Raw genomic sequence first — 16,509 nt, 5'->3', positions numbered from 1 at the left:
ATCGGACTCGATATGACACTTCCGCCAGGTGATACCCCCTTGTATAACCACCCTCTACCTGAAATAGAGAGGTGGCTGAAAATACTAGGATGTGAACAAGACAGTAATGATCTACATTGCTGGCGTGTTGATCGACCTACCTGGAAAGCAGAACTTTGCCTTGAGGTAGAGGAGTTAATCGTGCGCTACGTCAAGTCTGGGGAAGATGGACAAGATATTCAACGATCTTTCAAGTATTCCCTCAGCCGCAAAGATATAGAAGATGCAGTTTTCTGTGGTCCTTAGTAGGTGAAGGGTCTGCAGTCGTTGAAAGTTATAAGGTTGTCCCTTATAGCGTGGCCTTTTGGGCAAGGTTAGAAGGTTGAAAGTTATAAGGTTGTTCCCTAGGCGAACAACTAAAAAACCTACCCTACAAGGAACGCCAAAAGCGAACAACTAAAAAACCTTTCACCATTCTTAGACTTTGCCAAACCGACGTTCACGCTGCTGATAAGTAGACAAAGCACGGTGAAACTCTCCACGGTCAAAATCTGGCCATAGGGTATCTGTGATGTAAAGTTCCCCATAAGCCATTTGCCAAAGTAGGAAATTGCTCAAGCGCATTTCCCCACTAGTGCGAATTAGCAAGTCTGGGTCACAGATATTGGCAGTGTAGAGATGGCGTGAAAATAGGGCTTCGTCAATGTCATCTGGTTGGATGTGACCAAGTTGGACCTGAGTAGCAATGGCTCGACAGGCTTGTATAATTTCCTGGCGGGCCCCGTAGTTAGTAGCCACAGTAAACTGAATGCCAGTATTATTGAGAGTTTCATTCATAGAATGCTCAATTTGTGCTTGCAACGATGGGGGTAAGGCGGTCAAATTTCCCACAAACTGAATCCGAACATTCTCCTCCATCATTTCTTGAAGTTCTCTAGCCAAAACTCGCTCGAACAAGGTCATCAGAAACTCCACCTCTTCTAAGGGACGTCCCCAGTTTTCTGTAGAAAATGCATAGGCGGTAAGGGCTTTGATTCCCCAATCATCACAACAACGCAGTAGTTTTTTCAGAGCCTCCACCCCTTGCCGATGTCCTATAACTCGAGGTAGTCCCCGGCGTTTTGCCCAGCGACCATTGCCATCCATAATCACTGCCACATGTCTAGGCAAACGGTCTGGTGAAAGGTCGCTTGGTAATTTGTTTAGGATAGTTTGCATAGCAGTTATTTTTTCTCTTGAGACGTTGATGATGGAAGACGGAGGAAACGTGAAACTAGCACCCGTCCCTGGGACTTGAATTGGCGACCTAGGTTGCGTAGACCTGGAGCAACTACCTCACGATCCACGACTGGAGAAAATCGTTCCTCTAGCAATTGTTTGAGTTTCGTGCTAGTTAGTGGTCGGTACAATCCTCCTTTTTCCGCCAAAGAAATTGAACCCGTCTCTTCAGATACAACAATACAAAGGCAATTTTCGACACGTTCTGTAATTCCCATTGCAGCCCGATGGCGGGTACCCAGCTTCCGAGAGGCTGTGCGCTCAGAAAGAGGCAAAATCACCCCCGCAGCCACAACCCGAGAGCCACGAATTAATACAGCTCCATCGTGTAACAACGTAGTTGTTTGGAAAATGGTTTGCAGTAGTTCTTTAGAAATTTCAGCATTTAGCTGAACACCGGGTACAGAAACATCCCGCTCATCAATTGGACCATTGGTTTCTAAAGTTATCAAAGCGCCAACTCGATTTTGAGACAACTCTTTGACCGCGTCTACGATTTCATTGATTACACTGTCAGGCTTAGGAGTGGGACGTCGTTGTCCTTGAAACAACTGCACAATCTCTCCTCGACCTAACTGTTCAAGAAATCGACGAAACTCTGACTGGAAGATGACAGCCATTGCCACAGCTGAGCCAACCACCAACTTTTCTAGCACAAAACTCAATAGCGTCAACCCTAACCTATTACTTACTGCTGCGGCTAACATCAGGACAATTAGCCCTCGAACCATCCATAAGGTGCGTCGCTCCCCAATGATGAGGAGCACAAGATAAGTAAGGGCTAGAACCAACCCAACATCGATGCTGTGAAGCAACAATGACTGAGCCCAGCTATGGTCAGTACCAGGACCCGGCAACGGAGGCATTGAACGTTCAGTAAAGAATTAAGGATGGAGATGGAATCGAACTGGCTTGATTTTAGCGTCAGCCAAGTGATTAGTTATTAAAAAGTTAATGGTTAATGGTTAATGGTTAAGTATTGGCGGTTAGCCAAAAGTCAACCATCAACAACCAATAGCTTTTAGCTTTTAGCTTTTAGCTTTTAGCTAATTTCTGCTCTGGGTGAGTCGTTCTGGGATTCGATCTAGGCGAATTAAATCTTGGTAAGTTTCCCGCTGCACAATCACCTGGGCTTCTCCGTCCTTGACTAAAACTGCTGCTGGTCTGGGTAACCGATTGTAATTAGATGCCATACTGTAATTGTAGGCACCAGTAGCCATTACGACTAAAATATCTCCTGGTTGAGTTTGAGGTAAGGTAGCATCTTTAATCAAAATGTCCCCTGATTCACAATGTTTACCAGCAATTGTGATTTTTTCGGTTAGGGGATCTGACATCCGGTTGGCAACCACAGAGCGATAAACGGATTGGTAGGTAATCGGACGAGGATTATCTGACATACCTCCATCAACTGTCAAGTAAGTCCGGATTTCGGGGATGACTTTAGAACTGCCCAGAGTGTAGGCGGTTACACAGGCTGGACCAACAATGGAACGTCCGGGTTCCGATAGCAGTTTCGGTAGGACGAGTTGCCGAGAAGTGCAAGCAGCAACAACCGAGTCACAGACTCCCTTGACCCAATCATCAATAGTAGGAGGGTCATCGGATTCTAGATAACAAATCCCTAAGCCTCCTCCTACATTGATCTGTTCTACTGGCAAATCGTAGTCAGCTGCTTTAACAATACACTCGACGAGCACTTTGGCCAGATCTTGATGGGGTTGCCTCTCAAAAATCTGAGAGCCAATATGGGCGTGTAAACCAACAAAGTTGAGGGTTGGGTGTTGGCTGATAAAGGTAAAAACTTCATCCCAGGTATCGGGATCAAAGCCAAACTTACTGTCTAGGTGACCAGTGCGAATGTAATCGTGGGTGTGACACTCGATCCCTGGGGTCAAGCGAATCATGATCCGGATACTCTCTTGTGGTAGCGAAGCCAGGGTTTTTAACTCCAGCCAGTTATCCACTACGATGGTGCAGCCACTCTCGGTAGCTAGTTCCAGTTCACTAGTAGATTTATTATTGCCATGGAAATAGAGTTTGTCAGCACTAACACCAGCTTGTAGAGCAGTGTAGAGCTCACCACCAGAAACCACATCGATTCCGAGGCTTTCAGAGTTTGCGATCGCACAAATTGCTAAACAATTCCAGGCTTTAGAAGCGTAGAGGACTAGAGATTCTCCGGGGTAGTAGTTAGCAAAGGCTTCCCGATACTGATGACAAGCAGTTCTAAAGGTTACTTCGTCCACAATGTAAAGGGGGGAGCCAAATTGCTCGACTAGAGTCGTCACATCGCAACCACCAATTTCCAAGCAGTCACGGCTGTTAACTTTGGCGGTTAGAGGTAGCAGTTTCTGATTCGGTGAGGGGTTTGACCCACCATTGTTTGGGTCTGGAGTGATAGATGAATTGAGATACTGAAGCCCTGAATTCTGAACCTGAGTGGGTTGAGTCGATAGCATTATGTAATTATTTTCCTGATTTTGCTTTAGAGTTGGAACTTGCGTCTCGTTAATCAGTGTACAATTGAAGGCTGTGACTGTCTTAAAACTTAAACCCCTCAAAGCAGAGCACCTAAGTGCCGCAGTGGCACTAGATCAGCTGTGTTTTGGTGGACTTTGGACTCGGTCGGGTTACGAGCGAGAGTTGGATAGCCCCAACAGTCAGTTGTTGGTTTTGGAAGCTCCTCCAAAAGGGGGCAAAAAAGAAACTTTCCTTGAAGGCACAGGTGTTCCCATCACCTCATTACCCAATTGCCTGGTAGGCTTAGGTTGTTTTTGGTCAATTTTGGAGGAAGCCCATATTATCATTCTGGCAGTGCATCCTGACTACCAACGTCAAGGTTTGGGTCAATTACTGCTTTATTCCTTGCTACAGGATGCTAAACAGCGTAATTTAGAGTGGGCAACCTTAGAGGTGAAACCATCTAATCAAGCAGCACTGGCTCTTTACCAAAAGTTCGGCTTCACTGAAGCAGGACGACGTAGAAAGTATTACAAAGACACTGGGGAGGATGCTCTGATTCTATGGCGGGGGGGTCTGAAAACCCCTGAATTTGAGAAAACAATGGCCGATTGTTACCAGGAAATTAAACAGCGCTTGGCCACTAAAGACCTGGAAATTGCTTAATGGCTAATCACCAGAAATGGCATCGGAAGTAAGTAAATAACTGTTTCAATTGCTGCGAGTTGTGTAAAAATCAACGGTGGGCTGATTTACCTGTGCTAGAATCAGCTTACACGGGCATGCAACAGGTGATGGGAATACGCCATGTTTGAACGCTTTACAGAAAAAGCCATTAAGGTGATCATGCTGGCTCAGGAAGAAGCACGTCGCCTAGGTCATAATTTCGTAGGCACAGAGCAAATCCTCCTGGGTTTGATTGGAGAAGGAACTGGCGTAGCTGCCAAGGTCCTCAAATCTATGGGCGTAAATCTCAAAGACGCTCGGATTGAAGTTGAGAAAATTATTGGCAGGGGTTCCGGCTTCGTTGCTGTCGAAATCCCCTTTACCCCCAGAGCAAAGCGGGTTCTGGAGCTATCCCTAGAAGAAGCTCGCCAGCTAGGCCATAACTACATTGGTACAGAACATCTGCTACTTGGGCTAATACGGGAGGGAGAAGGCGTAGCGGCTAGGGTTTTGGAAAACCTAGGAGTAGACCTGTCTAAAGTAAGAACCCAAGTTATCCGAATGTTGGGTGAAACGGCGGAAGTCACAGCAGGAGCATCTCAAGGTCGTACAAAGACTCCTACTCTCGATGAGTTTGGCTCGAACCTAACCCAGATGGCTAGTGAAGGCAAGCTAGATCCAGTAGTAGGACGGGAAAAGGAAATAGAACGGGTAATCCAGATATTGGGACGCCGTACCAAGAATAACCCAGTATTGATCGGAGAACCAGGGGTAGGAAAAACTGCGATCGCAGAAGGCTTAGCCCAACGAATCGCTAACAATGATGTTCCAGACATTTTGGAAGAAAAGCGAGTCGTTACCCTCGATATTGGCTTACTGGTCGCTGGAACCAAATACCGGGGTGAGTTTGAAGAACGCCTGAAAAAAATTATGGATGAAATTCGTCAGGCATCTAACGTAATCCTGGTGATTGACGAGGTTCATACCCTGATTGGTGCAGGTGCAGCTGAAGGCGCAATTGATGCGGCAAATATCCTCAAACCAGCCTTAGCAAGAGGAGAATTGCAGTGCATTGGAGCGACAACTTTGGATGAGTACCGCAAACACATTGAGCGGGATGCAGCCTTAGAACGTCGTTTCCAACCAGTAATGGTCGGTGAACCGTCAGTAGAAGAAACTATTGAGATTCTATACGGCTTGCGGGAGCGCTACGAGCAACACCACAAATTGAAAATTTCCGATGAGGCTCTCGAAGCAGCAGCAAACCTCTCAGACCGTTATATTTCCGACCGTTACCTGCCAGATAAGGCAATTGACCTGATCGATGAAGCAGGAAGCCGAGTGCGTTTGATTAACTCCCAGTTGCCCCCAGCAGCGAAAGAGCTAGATAAAGAACTGCGTCAGGTCCTAAAAGAAAAAGATGATGCGGTACGCTCCCAGGACTTTGATCGAGCAGGGGAACTACGCGATCGCGAAATGGAAATAAAGGCGGAAATTCGCTCAATTGCCCAAAGCAAGAAGAGCGAGTCTCGGGGTACTGATGACAGCCCAGTTGTAGATGAAGAGGACATTGCTCACATTGTTGCCTCTTGGACTGGTGTGCCGGTACAAAAACTGACTGAATCAGAGTCAGAGAAACTACTGCACATGGAAGATACCCTGCATCAACGCCTGATTGGTCAGGAAGATGCGGTTAAAGCCGTTTCCCGAGCAATTCGTCGAGCAAGGGTAGGCTTAAAGAATCCCAACCGTCCTATTGCCAGTTTTGTCTTCTCTGGACCTACAGGGGTCGGTAAGACAGAATTAGCTAAGTCATTGGCAGCTTACTTCTTCGGGTCTGAAGAAGCCATGGTGCGCCTAGATATGTCCGAATACATGGAGCGCCATACCGTTAGTAAGTTGGTAGGTTCGCCTCCTGGATATGTGGGCTACAACGAAGGTGGTCAACTAACTGAGGCAGTGCGTCGTCGTCCTTACACAGTAGTGCTGTTCGATGAAATTGAAAAGGCACACCCAGATGTGTTCAATATGCTGCTGCAAATCCTAGAGGATGGCAGGTTGACTGACTCCAAGGGTCGGACGGTAGACTTTAAGAACACCCTGCTGATCATGACCTCGAATATCGGTTCCAAGGTTATAGAAAAGGGTGGCGGACAACTGGGCTTCGAGTTCAGCGATAATCAAGCGGAATCCCAATATAATCGAATTCGGAATCTAGTGAACGAAGAACTTAAACAGTACTTCCGCCCAGAGTTCCTGAATCGTTTAGATGAGATTATCGTCTTCCGTCAGTTGACCAAAGAAGAAGTCAAGGACATTGCCAAGATTCTGTTAAAAGAAGTGTTTGGTCGTCTGTACGAACAAGGCATTACTCTAGAAGTCAGCGAGAAGTTCAAAGACCGTTTGATCGAAGAGGGTTACAACCCCAGCTACGGTGCCAGACCATTACGCCGAGCCATCATGCGGTTGTTGGAGGATGTGCTGGCAGAAGAAATTCTCTCCAGTCGCATTAAGGAAGGAGATATTGCCTATGTTGATGTCAATGAAGAGGGTAAGGTACAAGTCAGTCGTAAGGAAAACCGAGAGCTTTTGCCTCAAGGAGTTGAGTAAGTGATTGTAGGGTAAAGCGCCTACTTATCCTGTGCTAACTCCCCTGAATCCCCCCTTACTAAGAGGGGGGAAATTTTTGGCATTGTTTATGACAAATTACCAGAATACGTACGGAAGAAGCTAAAAAAGTGCTACCAGTATTAAAAATGGCACTATAAGAGTTTATAGGACAATGGAAGACTTTTTTAAAAATGTATCTCGTTACCCACGCTATCTAATCAGTATTACTCTAGGAATATTCTATTCCGTGTTTTTGCTGGTAAAACCACTACTAAACCGCCCCCTAACTGCGATCGCATTAATTGGCATAGCCGTGGGAGTTTCTCTATTCTTGGTTTTCACCCTACGTGGGATGCTCGGCTTCAGTCCCGTTTAGACTAGGTTTAGACTAGGTTTAGACTGGGTGCGCGCAGCTTTCGATGATGCCCATACTTTAACAAAGGGAACGTCATGACTACAAATCGCCGTGTTTATCGGGTTTCCTCCCTAATTCAACAGGAGGTTAGTCAAATGTTGCTTAACGATATCAAAGATGACCGGGTCGGTAGTGGAATGGTTAGCATTACCAACGTTGATGTCTCTGGCGACTTGCAGCACGCTAAGATCTATGTCAGTATCTATGGCACTGATGAGGCAAGATCTAAAACAATGGCTGGATTAAAATCAGCTACAGGTTATGTTCGCCGAGAACTAGGTCGGCGGATTCGCCTGCGTCGCACACCAGAGGTGATGTTTATTGAAGACCGTGGTCTCGAAGGAGGCGATCAGATGCTGAACTTACTGAATCAGCTTTCTCAAGAACGCCAGAGCAAGCAACTCGAAGACGATATTTCTGGAGCACAAGCTTGAATTCTCTCCCAAAGTCACTGCCTGATCTAAATAACCTTTCCCTAGCAGAACAGGTGGCGCAAATGGTAGTGGTTCGAGCATCCGGCTACCTATTTGATCACCAAATTCAGTATCCAATTTGGGAACCCCCAGCCGAGCAATTGCAGCGTTGGTTGCAAGAGTTGGGTATTGGGGGTGTTATTTTACTAGGCGGGAGTGCTGTGGAACTCGCCCTCAGGTCGAAACAACTCCAAGAGTGGGCAAAAATTCCCTTACTGATCGCTGCTGATATTGAAGAAGGTGTGGGCCAAAGGTTTGCCGGTGCCACCTGGTTTCCCCCACCGATGGCACTGGGAGCCATTGCCCAAAACGATCCTGAGCCAGCTTTGCAGTATGTCCGTACCATGGCAGAAATCACCGCTACTGAAGCGTTGGCAATTGGGATTAACTGGATCCTGGCACCAGTGGTTGATGTCAACAACAATTCCCAAAATCCTGTTATCAATGTCCGGTCGTTTGGTGATAACCCTCAAATCGTTAGCCAATTGGCTTCTGCCTTTATCCAAGGAACCCGACCCTATCCAGTCTTAACCACTGCCAAGCATTTTCCCGGTCATGGCGATACCGCTACAGATTCCCATCTGGATTTACCAGTCTTGCCCCACTCACCCCCCCGACTAGCTACGGTTGAATTGCCTCCCTTTACCAATGCGATCGCTGCTGGGGTAGATGCCATCATGACCGCTCACCTCCTAATTACAGCTTGGGATGACCAACACCCCGCCACCCTCTCATCAGCGATTTTGACTCAACTGTTGCGCACAGACTTGGGATTTGAAGGACTGATTGTGACCGATGCTCTAGTGATGGGGGCAATTGCTAATCGCTATGGTGCCGATGAAGCGACAGTCATGGCTGTAGAAGCCGGTGCTGATATTCTCTTGATGCCCGTTAATCCCGAGACAGCAATTGAGGCAGTCTGTCAAGCAGTCGAACAAGGACGGATCTCACGGGAGCGGATTCAGGCATCAGTAGAGCGCATCAGTCGTGCAAAACGTAAAGTGGGGTATCACTCTAAAACAGAGGGTTTAGACGAACACTCCGCTGCACAACAAATACCATCTCTACAAAACCAACCCTCACAACCTTTCCTGGAGTCGAGCTTAGACGATGATCCAGCTCAACAACCGAGAACATTTCAACCCAACCCCAATTGGCTCTCGGAACTAGCTCAACCAACTACCCTAACGACTGTAGTCGATATTCTCCAGGCTTCCCAGATAACTAGAGGTTTTCTAGCTTTAGCATCAATACCCAGCAGCAGTAATCAACCGTTACGTAATCTAATTTTGGTCGATGATCTCTTAGCTTGTGACTTTTTGGGGCAGCACACACCAGCAGTCGCTTTACCAAGAAGGCTGGGTTACAAACTCCAACTGCTTGATAGTCACACGACCCTACCTTCGGAAGTAGTCGATAATCCTGTTGGTGCTAAAACTACTCTGCTACAGCTATTTATCCGAGGTAACCCGTTTCGGGGTAGTGCTGGATTGACAGCAGTAGCTAGGGCATGGCTTAAGATGTTGTTAAAAACTGGGGATTTACAAGCTCTGGTGATTTACGGTAGTCCTTATGTGTTAGAGCAGTTCCTTCCAGAGTTGCCACCGGAAACACCATATGTATTTTCTTACGGGCAGATGCCAGCAGCTCAAGCGATCGCTCTTAAAGCATTGTTACCGGAAAGCCCAACAATAGATACTTTTGTGAGATTTATTTAATTTTTATGGAGTTTTAAGCTAATTTTTGCCAATTTGCCCCTCTACAGCTTGATTAGAGGACAAGATGAAGGTCAATAACCCCAACCTACTTTCGTTGTTCGCGTAGCGTGGCCTACGGCCAGGTTGGGGCTTGCTAGACAAGTTTCTGTTAGCGATATCAACTGGAAAAGACTCGGACAATTTACCGCCCGGAAAGTCCGACTTTTAAAACGTTCAACGGGCTTAATCGTAAACCACTAATTGGAGGCGCGGCTTTCCTCCCCATCCGTATAGGAATGGGGTATCCAGCCGCGAAGAATTGATGAACTAATGCAATACCTATAGTAATAGAGATTATAACAAAACCATAATTATAACAGAACCATATAGCCCTGGTCAAGTAATAGAAGTTGACAAAATCACCAATCCAAGATATAAAACCACCGATAATTCCAGCTGTACTCCTATCCCCCATCCCCGGATTATTAAGAGACTATTTATAAAGTAAATCTTAAGACAGCTAGATTAATCAATATGGGTGGGTTAAGGCGGACAGCTCTGTTAAAGCGATGCAGCGAGGTACCGCGATCTTGGGGAGCCAGTGCCAACCTGCGGGGGTTTCCCCCATGAGCAACTGGCGTTCCACGGGGCTTTCAGCAAGGATTTAAGCTTTATTTAACAAACAGTCTCTAAAATATATCCGATATTGTGATTACTTAACCAATGCAGACAGGTTTGGCAGCCAGGTGGTCCATAGATAGACAGGGAGTTTGAGAAGACGGTAGTTCCTACAGCCAATGACCAATGGCTCAGTCATAACCCAGTAGGCATTTTAGCTGAGCATGGGTTAGACTTTGACAACTTGGCCAAGGTATTTGAAGATCCTTATCAACAAATCTTGGTCAATGGTAACTTCTTATACTGAAATAATTTTATTTCACAGTAAGTAAATTTCGATTAAGATAATCGTATCCCCGTTTTTTAGATCAAGCTGATAAGATATCCATGAGTGTTAACACAGTGCCATCTACCCCTTCTATCCGTTACTCAATCGATGTGATCCAAGACGAAGCACGTCGCTTGGTGGATAAAGGATTTGTCAGTCGTCAACAGCCCATTTACGTTCTTTGCCAATATATTCCAGCTCGAGAATGGCTGTGTGTGGAGTGTGAGCTAGAGCAGTGCGAATTCCTGCTCAGAGACCGTATTGCTGACCTGATCGGTTCTCAACAATGGGAAAATGATTAACGGATCTTAGTCAAACGGCATAGAAGCTGATCCTTAGAATAAAAAGTGCGATCGAGTCTGTAACTAACAAAACCCCATCAATGCCACCGATAAAGGCTATAGTGACTTACCGGATTGGTTGGGCAACCGTAAGCGGTTGAGTATATATCAGCAAACTTCAGGGAATGGTGTTGGGGAGTAACAAAGCTGCCATTTGTAATAAAAAGCCTTGAGTTGATGGTATCTCAGCGCTGAGTGGGTAAATCCATGTTTATGGGAACAGAAATGTCAGAGATTGAGTAGAGTTTCTGTTTCCCGTGGTTGATTTCTAGGCTATTAGTCTCCCACTTTAGCATCCCACTCAGACTGAGTTTTTTAAAATCCGCGTCAATCTAACTATTACTGTCTGATTTACGCAATTCCTCTAACTCCTTACGAAGATCAGCAAGTTGTGTTGTCAGTTCCTCAATATCATCCTGTGCATTGGACTCAACAGGATTGCTAGATGATGGTGGCGCAGGATCACTGGAGGTACCTGTTGTCGGTGAACCCACAGGATTACCTGGTTGATTCCACATCTGCTCAATAAAACGTCGGGCTTCAAGTTCAGTAGTCTCTCCTTTTTCCGCCCACTCAGTCATCTGTTGATTTAAATCTGACTGAAACTGAGCCAGACTTTCTTCACGCTTGTCAGGGTCTTGCAGGGTTTCAACGAAAGAGGCTGTTGCCCCCAAGGAGGCGCGAAACCCAGTTTGCAGTAATTCCAGGAGATTGTTGGAGTTCATTTATACTAACGATTTCCCATAAATTTTTTCTTAAGAACGTCCCACGGACGTGCAGTTCATCTGCTATGGAAGAGCCGAAACGGTTAACAAATTCTTCCCCATCTTAACCATCTCCCCCTGTTGCCTCTGACCCGCCTGTTGCCTCTGACCTTAGTTTCTTGAGAGACATTAGGCAGGATGTCACGTGACAACAGTAGCTGGAAATGACACCCAAGCCTTCAGCTGACTTGTTCCAAATACAGGTTAACATCTTCTACCACACGAGTCAGTTCAGCTTCCGTACTCAAGCGGATGCGATCATCTCTGAGAGTAATTAAGACTTTAGCCGCAAATGGAGAAGGATAGATATTGGGATTGCAGAAAATCTCAAGAAAGACATCCCCAGTAAATTGGTACTCCATCGGTTTTTGAGGCTTGGGTCTACCACCACTAGATACCTGAGCAGCAGCTTTCAGACTCTGCATCAGTTGGTAAAGTTCACCTTGTAATTTTTTCGCAGCATCGGCGGTGAATGGAAAAGACACCGAACCATCATTAAGATTTAATTTAAGTGGTATAGCAGACATAAGGCAAATCTGAGATGTTATCGATTGTTTGTTAATCGTTGTTGATAAGTTAAGTCTGGAAAAATAAACGAAACATTCTACCCAGGCGATGCAGTTCACGTCAACGGTCAACGGTTAACTTCAAGGGTAAAAACATTAAGCCCTTATTAGACTTTCCTATTGGGATTATACTTTCCTGTGGGGACTAACATCGGTCCCCAATGACTATTAATCAAAGCTGATAATCAAAGCTGAGGCTCTGCTTGGGACGTGGTAGCCAAGCTTTTCTCTTTGTCCCGCTTCCGCTTTTTGGCATACAGCTGAATTGAGGCAGCCATTACTATAATCATCGCAACAATTAACCAAGACGTAATATCTGTAGGCAAACTGTTCTTAAACACTGCCAGTAAAACAATTACCATCAGCAAGACAGTAGGTGCCTCGTTGAGAGCACGGAACTGCTGACCAGTCCAACTGCATTCATTGGCAGCCAGCCGTCGCATAATCCTACCGCAATAGAAATGATAGACCAGTAAAAGTGCTACAAAAGCCAGCTTGATATGTAACCAACCTTGCTTGAGCACTTCTGGTTCTGTTAGCAGTAAACCAATTGCCATCGCTACCGTTACCACCATACCTGGGGTAGTAATTATGTGATAGAGACGTTTTTCCATAATCTCATACTGATTTTTGAGAATGGTTTGGGCAGGTTCCGGCTCTTGTGAAGCCTCTGCATGATAGACAAACAGACGCACCAGATAAAACAGACCGGCAAACCAAACCACCACACCAATGAAGTGAAACGCCTTGAACCAGAAATAAGCCATAGATTGTGTCCTCCATTATTACAACAGCGTCATGCAGCTCAGCAGTGTCTACCCTCGTGACTTCAGCTATAGCGCGTGTCGCGTATCAGCTATCAGCTTCTTGAGGGAAGTCCCACGAATAATCATATACTCACGTTCCTCAGGCAAATGCTTAAGTTTTCCTTGCTTCAAAAGCTTTGTAGACCAGAGCTGATCGCTAAATGCTTACGATTATCTCATGTCTTCTGAACTCATACAAAAACCATACAGAGTCAAACAGGTAGATGAACCATAGCGTAAACCTGGGGTTGAGACAATGGACAAATAAAAAGTGATGCAGTGGTCCGACGGTGGTGTCCCCCACTCGCGCTTTGCATCAAGACAGGCAAACGTTTTACTTAACCAATGTCAAGCGTATGATTAATGCCAGCAGCATGGGAGAAAAAAGAAGATCACCTCGCCAACAAACCTCTATTTCTTATCGATTGGCTGGTCTCTTCTCAGCTCGTCAGCCAGTCGTTAATATTAGTAGAGGAGGTTGCAGCATTTGCAGTGAAAAACCTATCCCAGTCGGTCAAGTTATAAAAATACAGTTTTTCTTGCCACAAAATCACACAGTTACTGCTACAGTTAAAGTCATGTGGTGCAAAGGATCTAAAGGAAATTCTCTAGGAAACTATAGATCTGGTTTACAGTTTGTAACAGTCTCACCAGAAAATCTAGATTGTCTGTTGGGTCTGCCAGCAACACCTATTTCAACGCCTCAACTTCAGCTGAATAAGTTACTAAAAAATTATCCGGCTAAGACTTCTAACACCTGCTATACCTAATCCTCAGACTAAGTTGCGCTTCCAGAAAAGATATTACCCTTTGAACAGATGACGGGTGATGGGGTTAATGATTAATAGGGTAACCAGTTACTACTGATTAATTTTAAGTATTAATTTTAAGTATTAATTTTAAGTAAACTTGGTATAAGTTGCAATCAAAGATAGTTGATGTCTTGATGCAGTCGCTCATTGAAGTCCCCCCTATGAGCGACTGCATCGCTTTGTCAACTTGCTGATCAGGAGTGAACATCAAGGACAGTCAATCTTAACTATTATACCATTTTCAGTTATTAAGGCTAAAGATGATTGACTGGTAATTGGTAATTGACCAAGGAATTACCGATTAGCGATTACTACAAAACAGTATGTATTTATAACAAGCCTACACAGAAATTGGAATTATCTGATTAGTTATTTATACTGATTAACTTAATGTCAAGGAACACAAACCAGCTTGTGGTTATTAAAACGATTGACGTAGATAAGCCCACTAAAGTCAACTAATCTCTACAACTTAATCAGGCTCTTACTCACAAGTTTATGCGTCCTGTTTAGTTAATTTGTGATCAAATATTTACTGGGCATTGCTTTCAGAGTAAAAAATCTGTTGATAAAGTCAAATCTTTGCCCAGTAAGGCGATAAGAGATTTGGGGGGGTATTAAGCATACTATCTACATAAGGGCTCTTAATCAGTGATATCCAATAAGTTAACTGCCATGGACTATGTCAAGGTTCATGGCAGTTTTACTGTATGTAATTTTTATTTTATTTTTAATCAGTAATTATAACATTTTTGTGATGCTGATATACCAAAAAAAAAAGTATACATAAATATACAGAAATCATACTAAATCAAACCTGAACGCAAACCTAAACGTAAACCTATGCTCTAAAGAATAGATTTATACACAGCAGGATCGGTAATCTTACCATCTGCTATAATTTCAGAACTTCACCTAGTACAACTTGCTTAGGAGTTGTTACAGTGAATTAAACCCTTTGCTTAGCTGCATCTACCTTTATATAGATTTATGAGTACTGAACAATTAAATCAAGTTATAGAAGCAATAATTTCTGGCAAGTATTCCTGGGCTTGTGTATTGATATTGCGGTTTTCTGGCTACAATCCTTTGCAATATATGCCCTATCGAACTTACAATCGGTTAATCAAACAAAACTATAACTTAGGCAATCGGAATAAAACCTCATCCTCTCAAGCATCAAAAATACTCAACAGGTGTTAATCATTAAGACAAGCACAATAAGAAATTAATCAAAAATCCTAGGCCTTAGGCTGTAGACTTTAGATATTAGGTATTAACTCAGGCATTAAGTACTAAAACCATTACTCATTAACCAAAAACCTAAAACCTAAAACCTAACCCCTAACTCCTAACCCCTAACTCCTAACACCTATCTTTCAGGAGATTAATTTGGCTAACACTCATCTACTCAAAGAGCGTAGGAAATTTCCACGTCATATAACCTTACTAAATTATCAGATAGAAGGACTAATTTCCGAACAAAATGATTTAGTAGTTAATCTGAGTCGAGGCGGTGGCAAAATTTACATTAACAAACCATTAAAAACTGGGGAACATAAAAAAATTAAGTTCTGCTTACCAGGAATAAGTTACACAGCTACTTCTATAGTTAAAATTGCCTGGCAAAGGGAAATTGCTTTAGATTCACCAGCTAAATATGAAGCAGGATTGACGTTTTTAGATATCTCACCAGTCAAGCTTAATACACTATTAGAACGGAAACAACTTATCTTCAGCAATCACTTTCAGTTCAAAGTATTACTGAAAACGTTTGCTGCTGCTGCCTGTATAGTTTCTGCACTTGCTCAGTTAGCTAGTAGTCAAACCGTTGCACCAGGCACTATTCTCAGTATTTTGCTCGAGGGTCTTAATGATCGTATCTCTTGGGTAGCAAGTCACAATCTCACTGATGAAGCTAGCTTCAGCTGGCAGCAATCTCCTAGGCAGCATCCGATTGGATTTCATTTTAATCAGTATTTAGTGAGTGTTGATGATTTAGAGTCTGCTCCTGATCCAATAACGATGGCTAGTTTGGTCTTATTAGGTGCTACATTTCTGATCCCATGTCGTGACCTAGACTAGAGTAGTAATACCAAGTTAGCTTAATTACCTATGGTGGCAGGATTAGATTAAGGGGTAAGGTTATGATTTTAAGCTTTCTGTTTTTTTTGCCTTGTTTTTCAAGTTTTTTTATGAAAAAAATATTATTTTTTAAAAATGATATTTTTATTTATGGCAGTTAATTTAGTTTAAGATTATTATTTTTATTGATAAAATACCATTAGTTAGATACAATATAAATATGAGCACTTAGGTTAAATCCCCTGCCTTCAGGTAGGGGATTTCTTAATGGTATTAATTAGTCAATTTACAAAGTATAGGGGTTTGCGAGTTTTTAAGTACATATTTATGGTTTTTTAGGGAACAGGGAACAGCGGATCACCGGAACAGCGGATCGGGAGCATGTCACTTATGCAGCAACATTAGTACTAAGGTAATAGGTAATAGGTAATGGGTAATAGGTAATAGGTAATGGGTAATAGGTAATAGGTAATAGCTCTTCAGGGGAGCTAGTCCTGGATGAATATTTGTACATTATCTATAGCCCCCTCATGGGTAATTGCTTGCTCTACTGGAAAATAGTACTAATGTTTAAGCATTGCAAGACCTGCTCCCCAGCGGATCTGGGA

Annotated in this window: 16 protein-coding genes; 10 read left to right on the top strand and 6 right to left on the bottom strand. The window is 44.0% G+C overall.

Annotated features, from left to right (window positions below; genetic code table 11):
- Positions 1–12 precede the first annotated feature (12 nt).
- Positions 13–285: a DUF3143 domain-containing protein gene (locus F6J99_RS16115; protein WP_070395455.1), complete on the top strand. Its 273-nt coding sequence runs from the start codon at positions 13–15 to the stop codon at positions 283–285.
- A 171-nt stretch (positions 286–456) separates the two neighbouring features.
- Here F6J99_RS16115 and F6J99_RS16110 read toward each other — a convergent pair whose 3' ends face one another.
- From F6J99_RS16110 to lysA, 3 genes are all read right to left on the bottom strand, one after another.
- The gene (locus F6J99_RS16110; RefSeq protein ID WP_214607780.1) at positions 457–1,197 is read right to left on the bottom strand and encodes an isoprenyl transferase; all 741 of its coding nucleotides are present in this window, start codon (positions 1,195–1,197) and stop codon (positions 457–459) included.
- A 5-nt stretch (positions 1,198–1,202) separates the two neighbouring features.
- Positions 1,203–2,123 carry a diadenylate cyclase CdaA gene (gene cdaA / locus F6J99_RS16105; RefSeq protein WP_070395453.1) on the bottom strand — a complete coding sequence of 307 codons (921 nt, stop codon included), beginning with the start codon at positions 2,121–2,123 and terminating at the stop codon, positions 1,203–1,205.
- 180 nt (positions 2,124–2,303) lie between these two features.
- Entirely contained in the window at positions 2,304–3,719 is a 1,416-nt protein-coding gene (gene lysA / locus F6J99_RS16100) for a diaminopimelate decarboxylase (RefSeq protein ID WP_293113802.1), read from the bottom strand.
- Positions 3,720–3,792: 73 nt separating this feature from the next.
- Here lysA and rimI point away from each other — a divergent pair, with 73 nt between their 5' ends.
- From rimI to F6J99_RS16070, 6 genes are all read left to right on the top strand, one after another.
- Positions 3,793–4,386: a ribosomal protein S18-alanine N-acetyltransferase gene (gene rimI / locus F6J99_RS16095; RefSeq protein ID WP_293113801.1), complete on the top strand. Its 594-nt coding sequence runs from the start codon at positions 3,793–3,795 to the stop codon at positions 4,384–4,386.
- Between the two features lie 141 nt (positions 4,387–4,527).
- On the top strand, positions 4,528–6,996 hold the full coding sequence (locus tag F6J99_RS16090; protein ID WP_075903969.1) for an ATP-dependent Clp protease ATP-binding subunit: 2,469 nt from the start codon (positions 4,528–4,530) through the stop codon (positions 6,994–6,996).
- A gap of 172 nt (positions 6,997–7,168) precedes the next feature.
- On the top strand, positions 7,169–7,372 hold the full coding sequence (locus F6J99_RS16085) for a DUF751 family protein (protein ID WP_083305414.1): 204 nt from the start codon (positions 7,169–7,171) through the stop codon (positions 7,370–7,372).
- 74 nt (positions 7,373–7,446) lie between these two features.
- Entirely contained in the window at positions 7,447–7,845 is a 399-nt protein-coding gene (rbfA, locus tag F6J99_RS16080) for a 30S ribosome-binding factor RbfA (protein ID WP_075903963.1), read from the top strand.
- The gene (locus F6J99_RS16075; protein ID WP_293113800.1) at positions 7,842–9,602 is read left to right on the top strand and encodes a glycoside hydrolase family 3 N-terminal domain-containing protein; all 1,761 of its coding nucleotides are present in this window, start codon (positions 7,842–7,844) and stop codon (positions 9,600–9,602) included. The genes rbfA and F6J99_RS16075 overlap by 4 nt, the downstream gene beginning before the upstream one ends.
- Positions 9,603–10,586: 984 nt before the next feature.
- Positions 10,587–10,829, top strand: a complete 243-nt coding sequence (locus F6J99_RS16070) for a DUF4327 family protein (protein ID WP_070395448.1) — start codon at positions 10,587–10,589, stop codon at positions 10,827–10,829.
- Positions 10,830–11,200: 371 nt separating this feature from the next.
- Here the strand turns inward: F6J99_RS16070 and F6J99_RS16065 are convergent, their stop codons facing one another.
- The 3 genes from F6J99_RS16065 to hemJ form a co-directional block, all read right to left on the bottom strand.
- Positions 11,201–11,593: a hypothetical protein gene (locus tag F6J99_RS16065; RefSeq protein ID WP_070395447.1), complete on the bottom strand. Its 393-nt coding sequence runs from the start codon at positions 11,591–11,593 to the stop codon at positions 11,201–11,203.
- A gap of 218 nt (positions 11,594–11,811) precedes the next feature.
- Complete coding sequence (locus F6J99_RS16060) at positions 11,812–12,159, bottom strand: hypothetical protein (protein ID WP_293095722.1); 348 nt, start codon at positions 12,157–12,159, stop codon at positions 11,812–11,814.
- Positions 12,160–12,383: 224 nt separating this feature from the next.
- On the bottom strand, positions 12,384–12,965 hold the full coding sequence (gene hemJ, locus F6J99_RS16055) for a protoporphyrinogen oxidase HemJ (RefSeq protein WP_293113799.1): 582 nt from the start codon (positions 12,963–12,965) through the stop codon (positions 12,384–12,386).
- A gap of 332 nt (positions 12,966–13,297) precedes the next feature.
- On the opposite strand from hemJ, the gene F6J99_RS16050 reads away from it, so the two are divergent.
- From F6J99_RS16050 to F6J99_RS16040, 3 genes are all read left to right on the top strand, one after another.
- Positions 13,298–13,774: a PilZ domain-containing protein gene (locus F6J99_RS16050; protein WP_293113798.1), complete on the top strand. Its 477-nt coding sequence runs from the start codon at positions 13,298–13,300 to the stop codon at positions 13,772–13,774.
- Between the two features lie 1,032 nt (positions 13,775–14,806).
- Positions 14,807–15,019, top strand: coding sequence for a HetP family heterocyst commitment protein (locus F6J99_RS16045; RefSeq protein WP_293113797.1), 213 nt, complete (start codon positions 14,807–14,809; stop codon positions 15,017–15,019).
- Between the two features lie 189 nt (positions 15,020–15,208).
- A complete protein-coding gene (locus F6J99_RS16040) occupies positions 15,209–15,901 on the top strand; it encodes a PilZ domain-containing protein (RefSeq protein WP_293113796.1) in 693 nt (230 codons plus the stop codon).
- Positions 15,902–16,509 lie beyond the last annotated feature (608 nt).

Origin of the sequence: Moorena sp. SIO4G3 (genome assembly GCF_010692305.1) — a bacterium.
Taxonomy (GTDB): domain Bacteria; phylum Cyanobacteriota; class Cyanobacteriia; order Cyanobacteriales; family Coleofasciculaceae; genus Moorena; species Moorena producens_A.
Note: the sequence above shows the minus strand (reverse complement) of the source record. Positions and strands in the feature narration are given on the sequence as shown.

Bases quoted from the DNA above. Each gene is read 5' to 3' on its own strand.
- rbfA (WP_075903963.1), top strand. From the start codon at position 7,447: ATGACTACAAATCGCCGTGTTTATCGGGTTTCCTCCCTAATTCAACAG.
- hemJ (WP_293113799.1), bottom strand. From the start codon at position 12,965: ATGGCTTATTTCTGGTTCAAGGCGTTTCACTTCATTGGTGTGGTGGTT.
- F6J99_RS16090 (WP_075903969.1), top strand. From the start codon at position 4,528: ATGTTTGAACGCTTTACAGAAAAAGCCATTAAGGTGATCATGCTGGCT.
- F6J99_RS16085 (WP_083305414.1), top strand. From the start codon at position 7,169: ATGGAAGACTTTTTTAAAAATGTATCTCGTTACCCACGCTATCTAATC.
- cdaA (WP_070395453.1), bottom strand. From the start codon at position 2,123: ATGCCTCCGTTGCCGGGTCCTGGTACTGACCATAGCTGGGCTCAGTCA.
- F6J99_RS16070 (WP_070395448.1), top strand. From the start codon at position 10,587: ATGAGTGTTAACACAGTGCCATCTACCCCTTCTATCCGTTACTCAATC.
- F6J99_RS16065 (WP_070395447.1), bottom strand. From the start codon at position 11,593: ATGAACTCCAACAATCTCCTGGAATTACTGCAAACTGGGTTTCGCGCC.
- F6J99_RS16115 (WP_070395455.1), top strand. From the start codon at position 13: ATGACACTTCCGCCAGGTGATACCCCCTTGTATAACCACCCTCTACCT.
- F6J99_RS16060 (WP_293095722.1), bottom strand. From the start codon at position 12,159: ATGTCTGCTATACCACTTAAATTAAATCTTAATGATGGTTCGGTGTCT.
- F6J99_RS16110 (WP_214607780.1), bottom strand. From the start codon at position 1,197: ATGCAAACTATCCTAAACAAATTACCAAGCGACCTTTCACCAGACCGT.
- F6J99_RS16045 (WP_293113797.1), top strand. From the start codon at position 14,807: ATGAGTACTGAACAATTAAATCAAGTTATAGAAGCAATAATTTCTGGC.
- lysA (WP_293113802.1), bottom strand. From the start codon at position 3,719: ATGCTATCGACTCAACCCACTCAGGTTCAGAATTCAGGGCTTCAGTAT.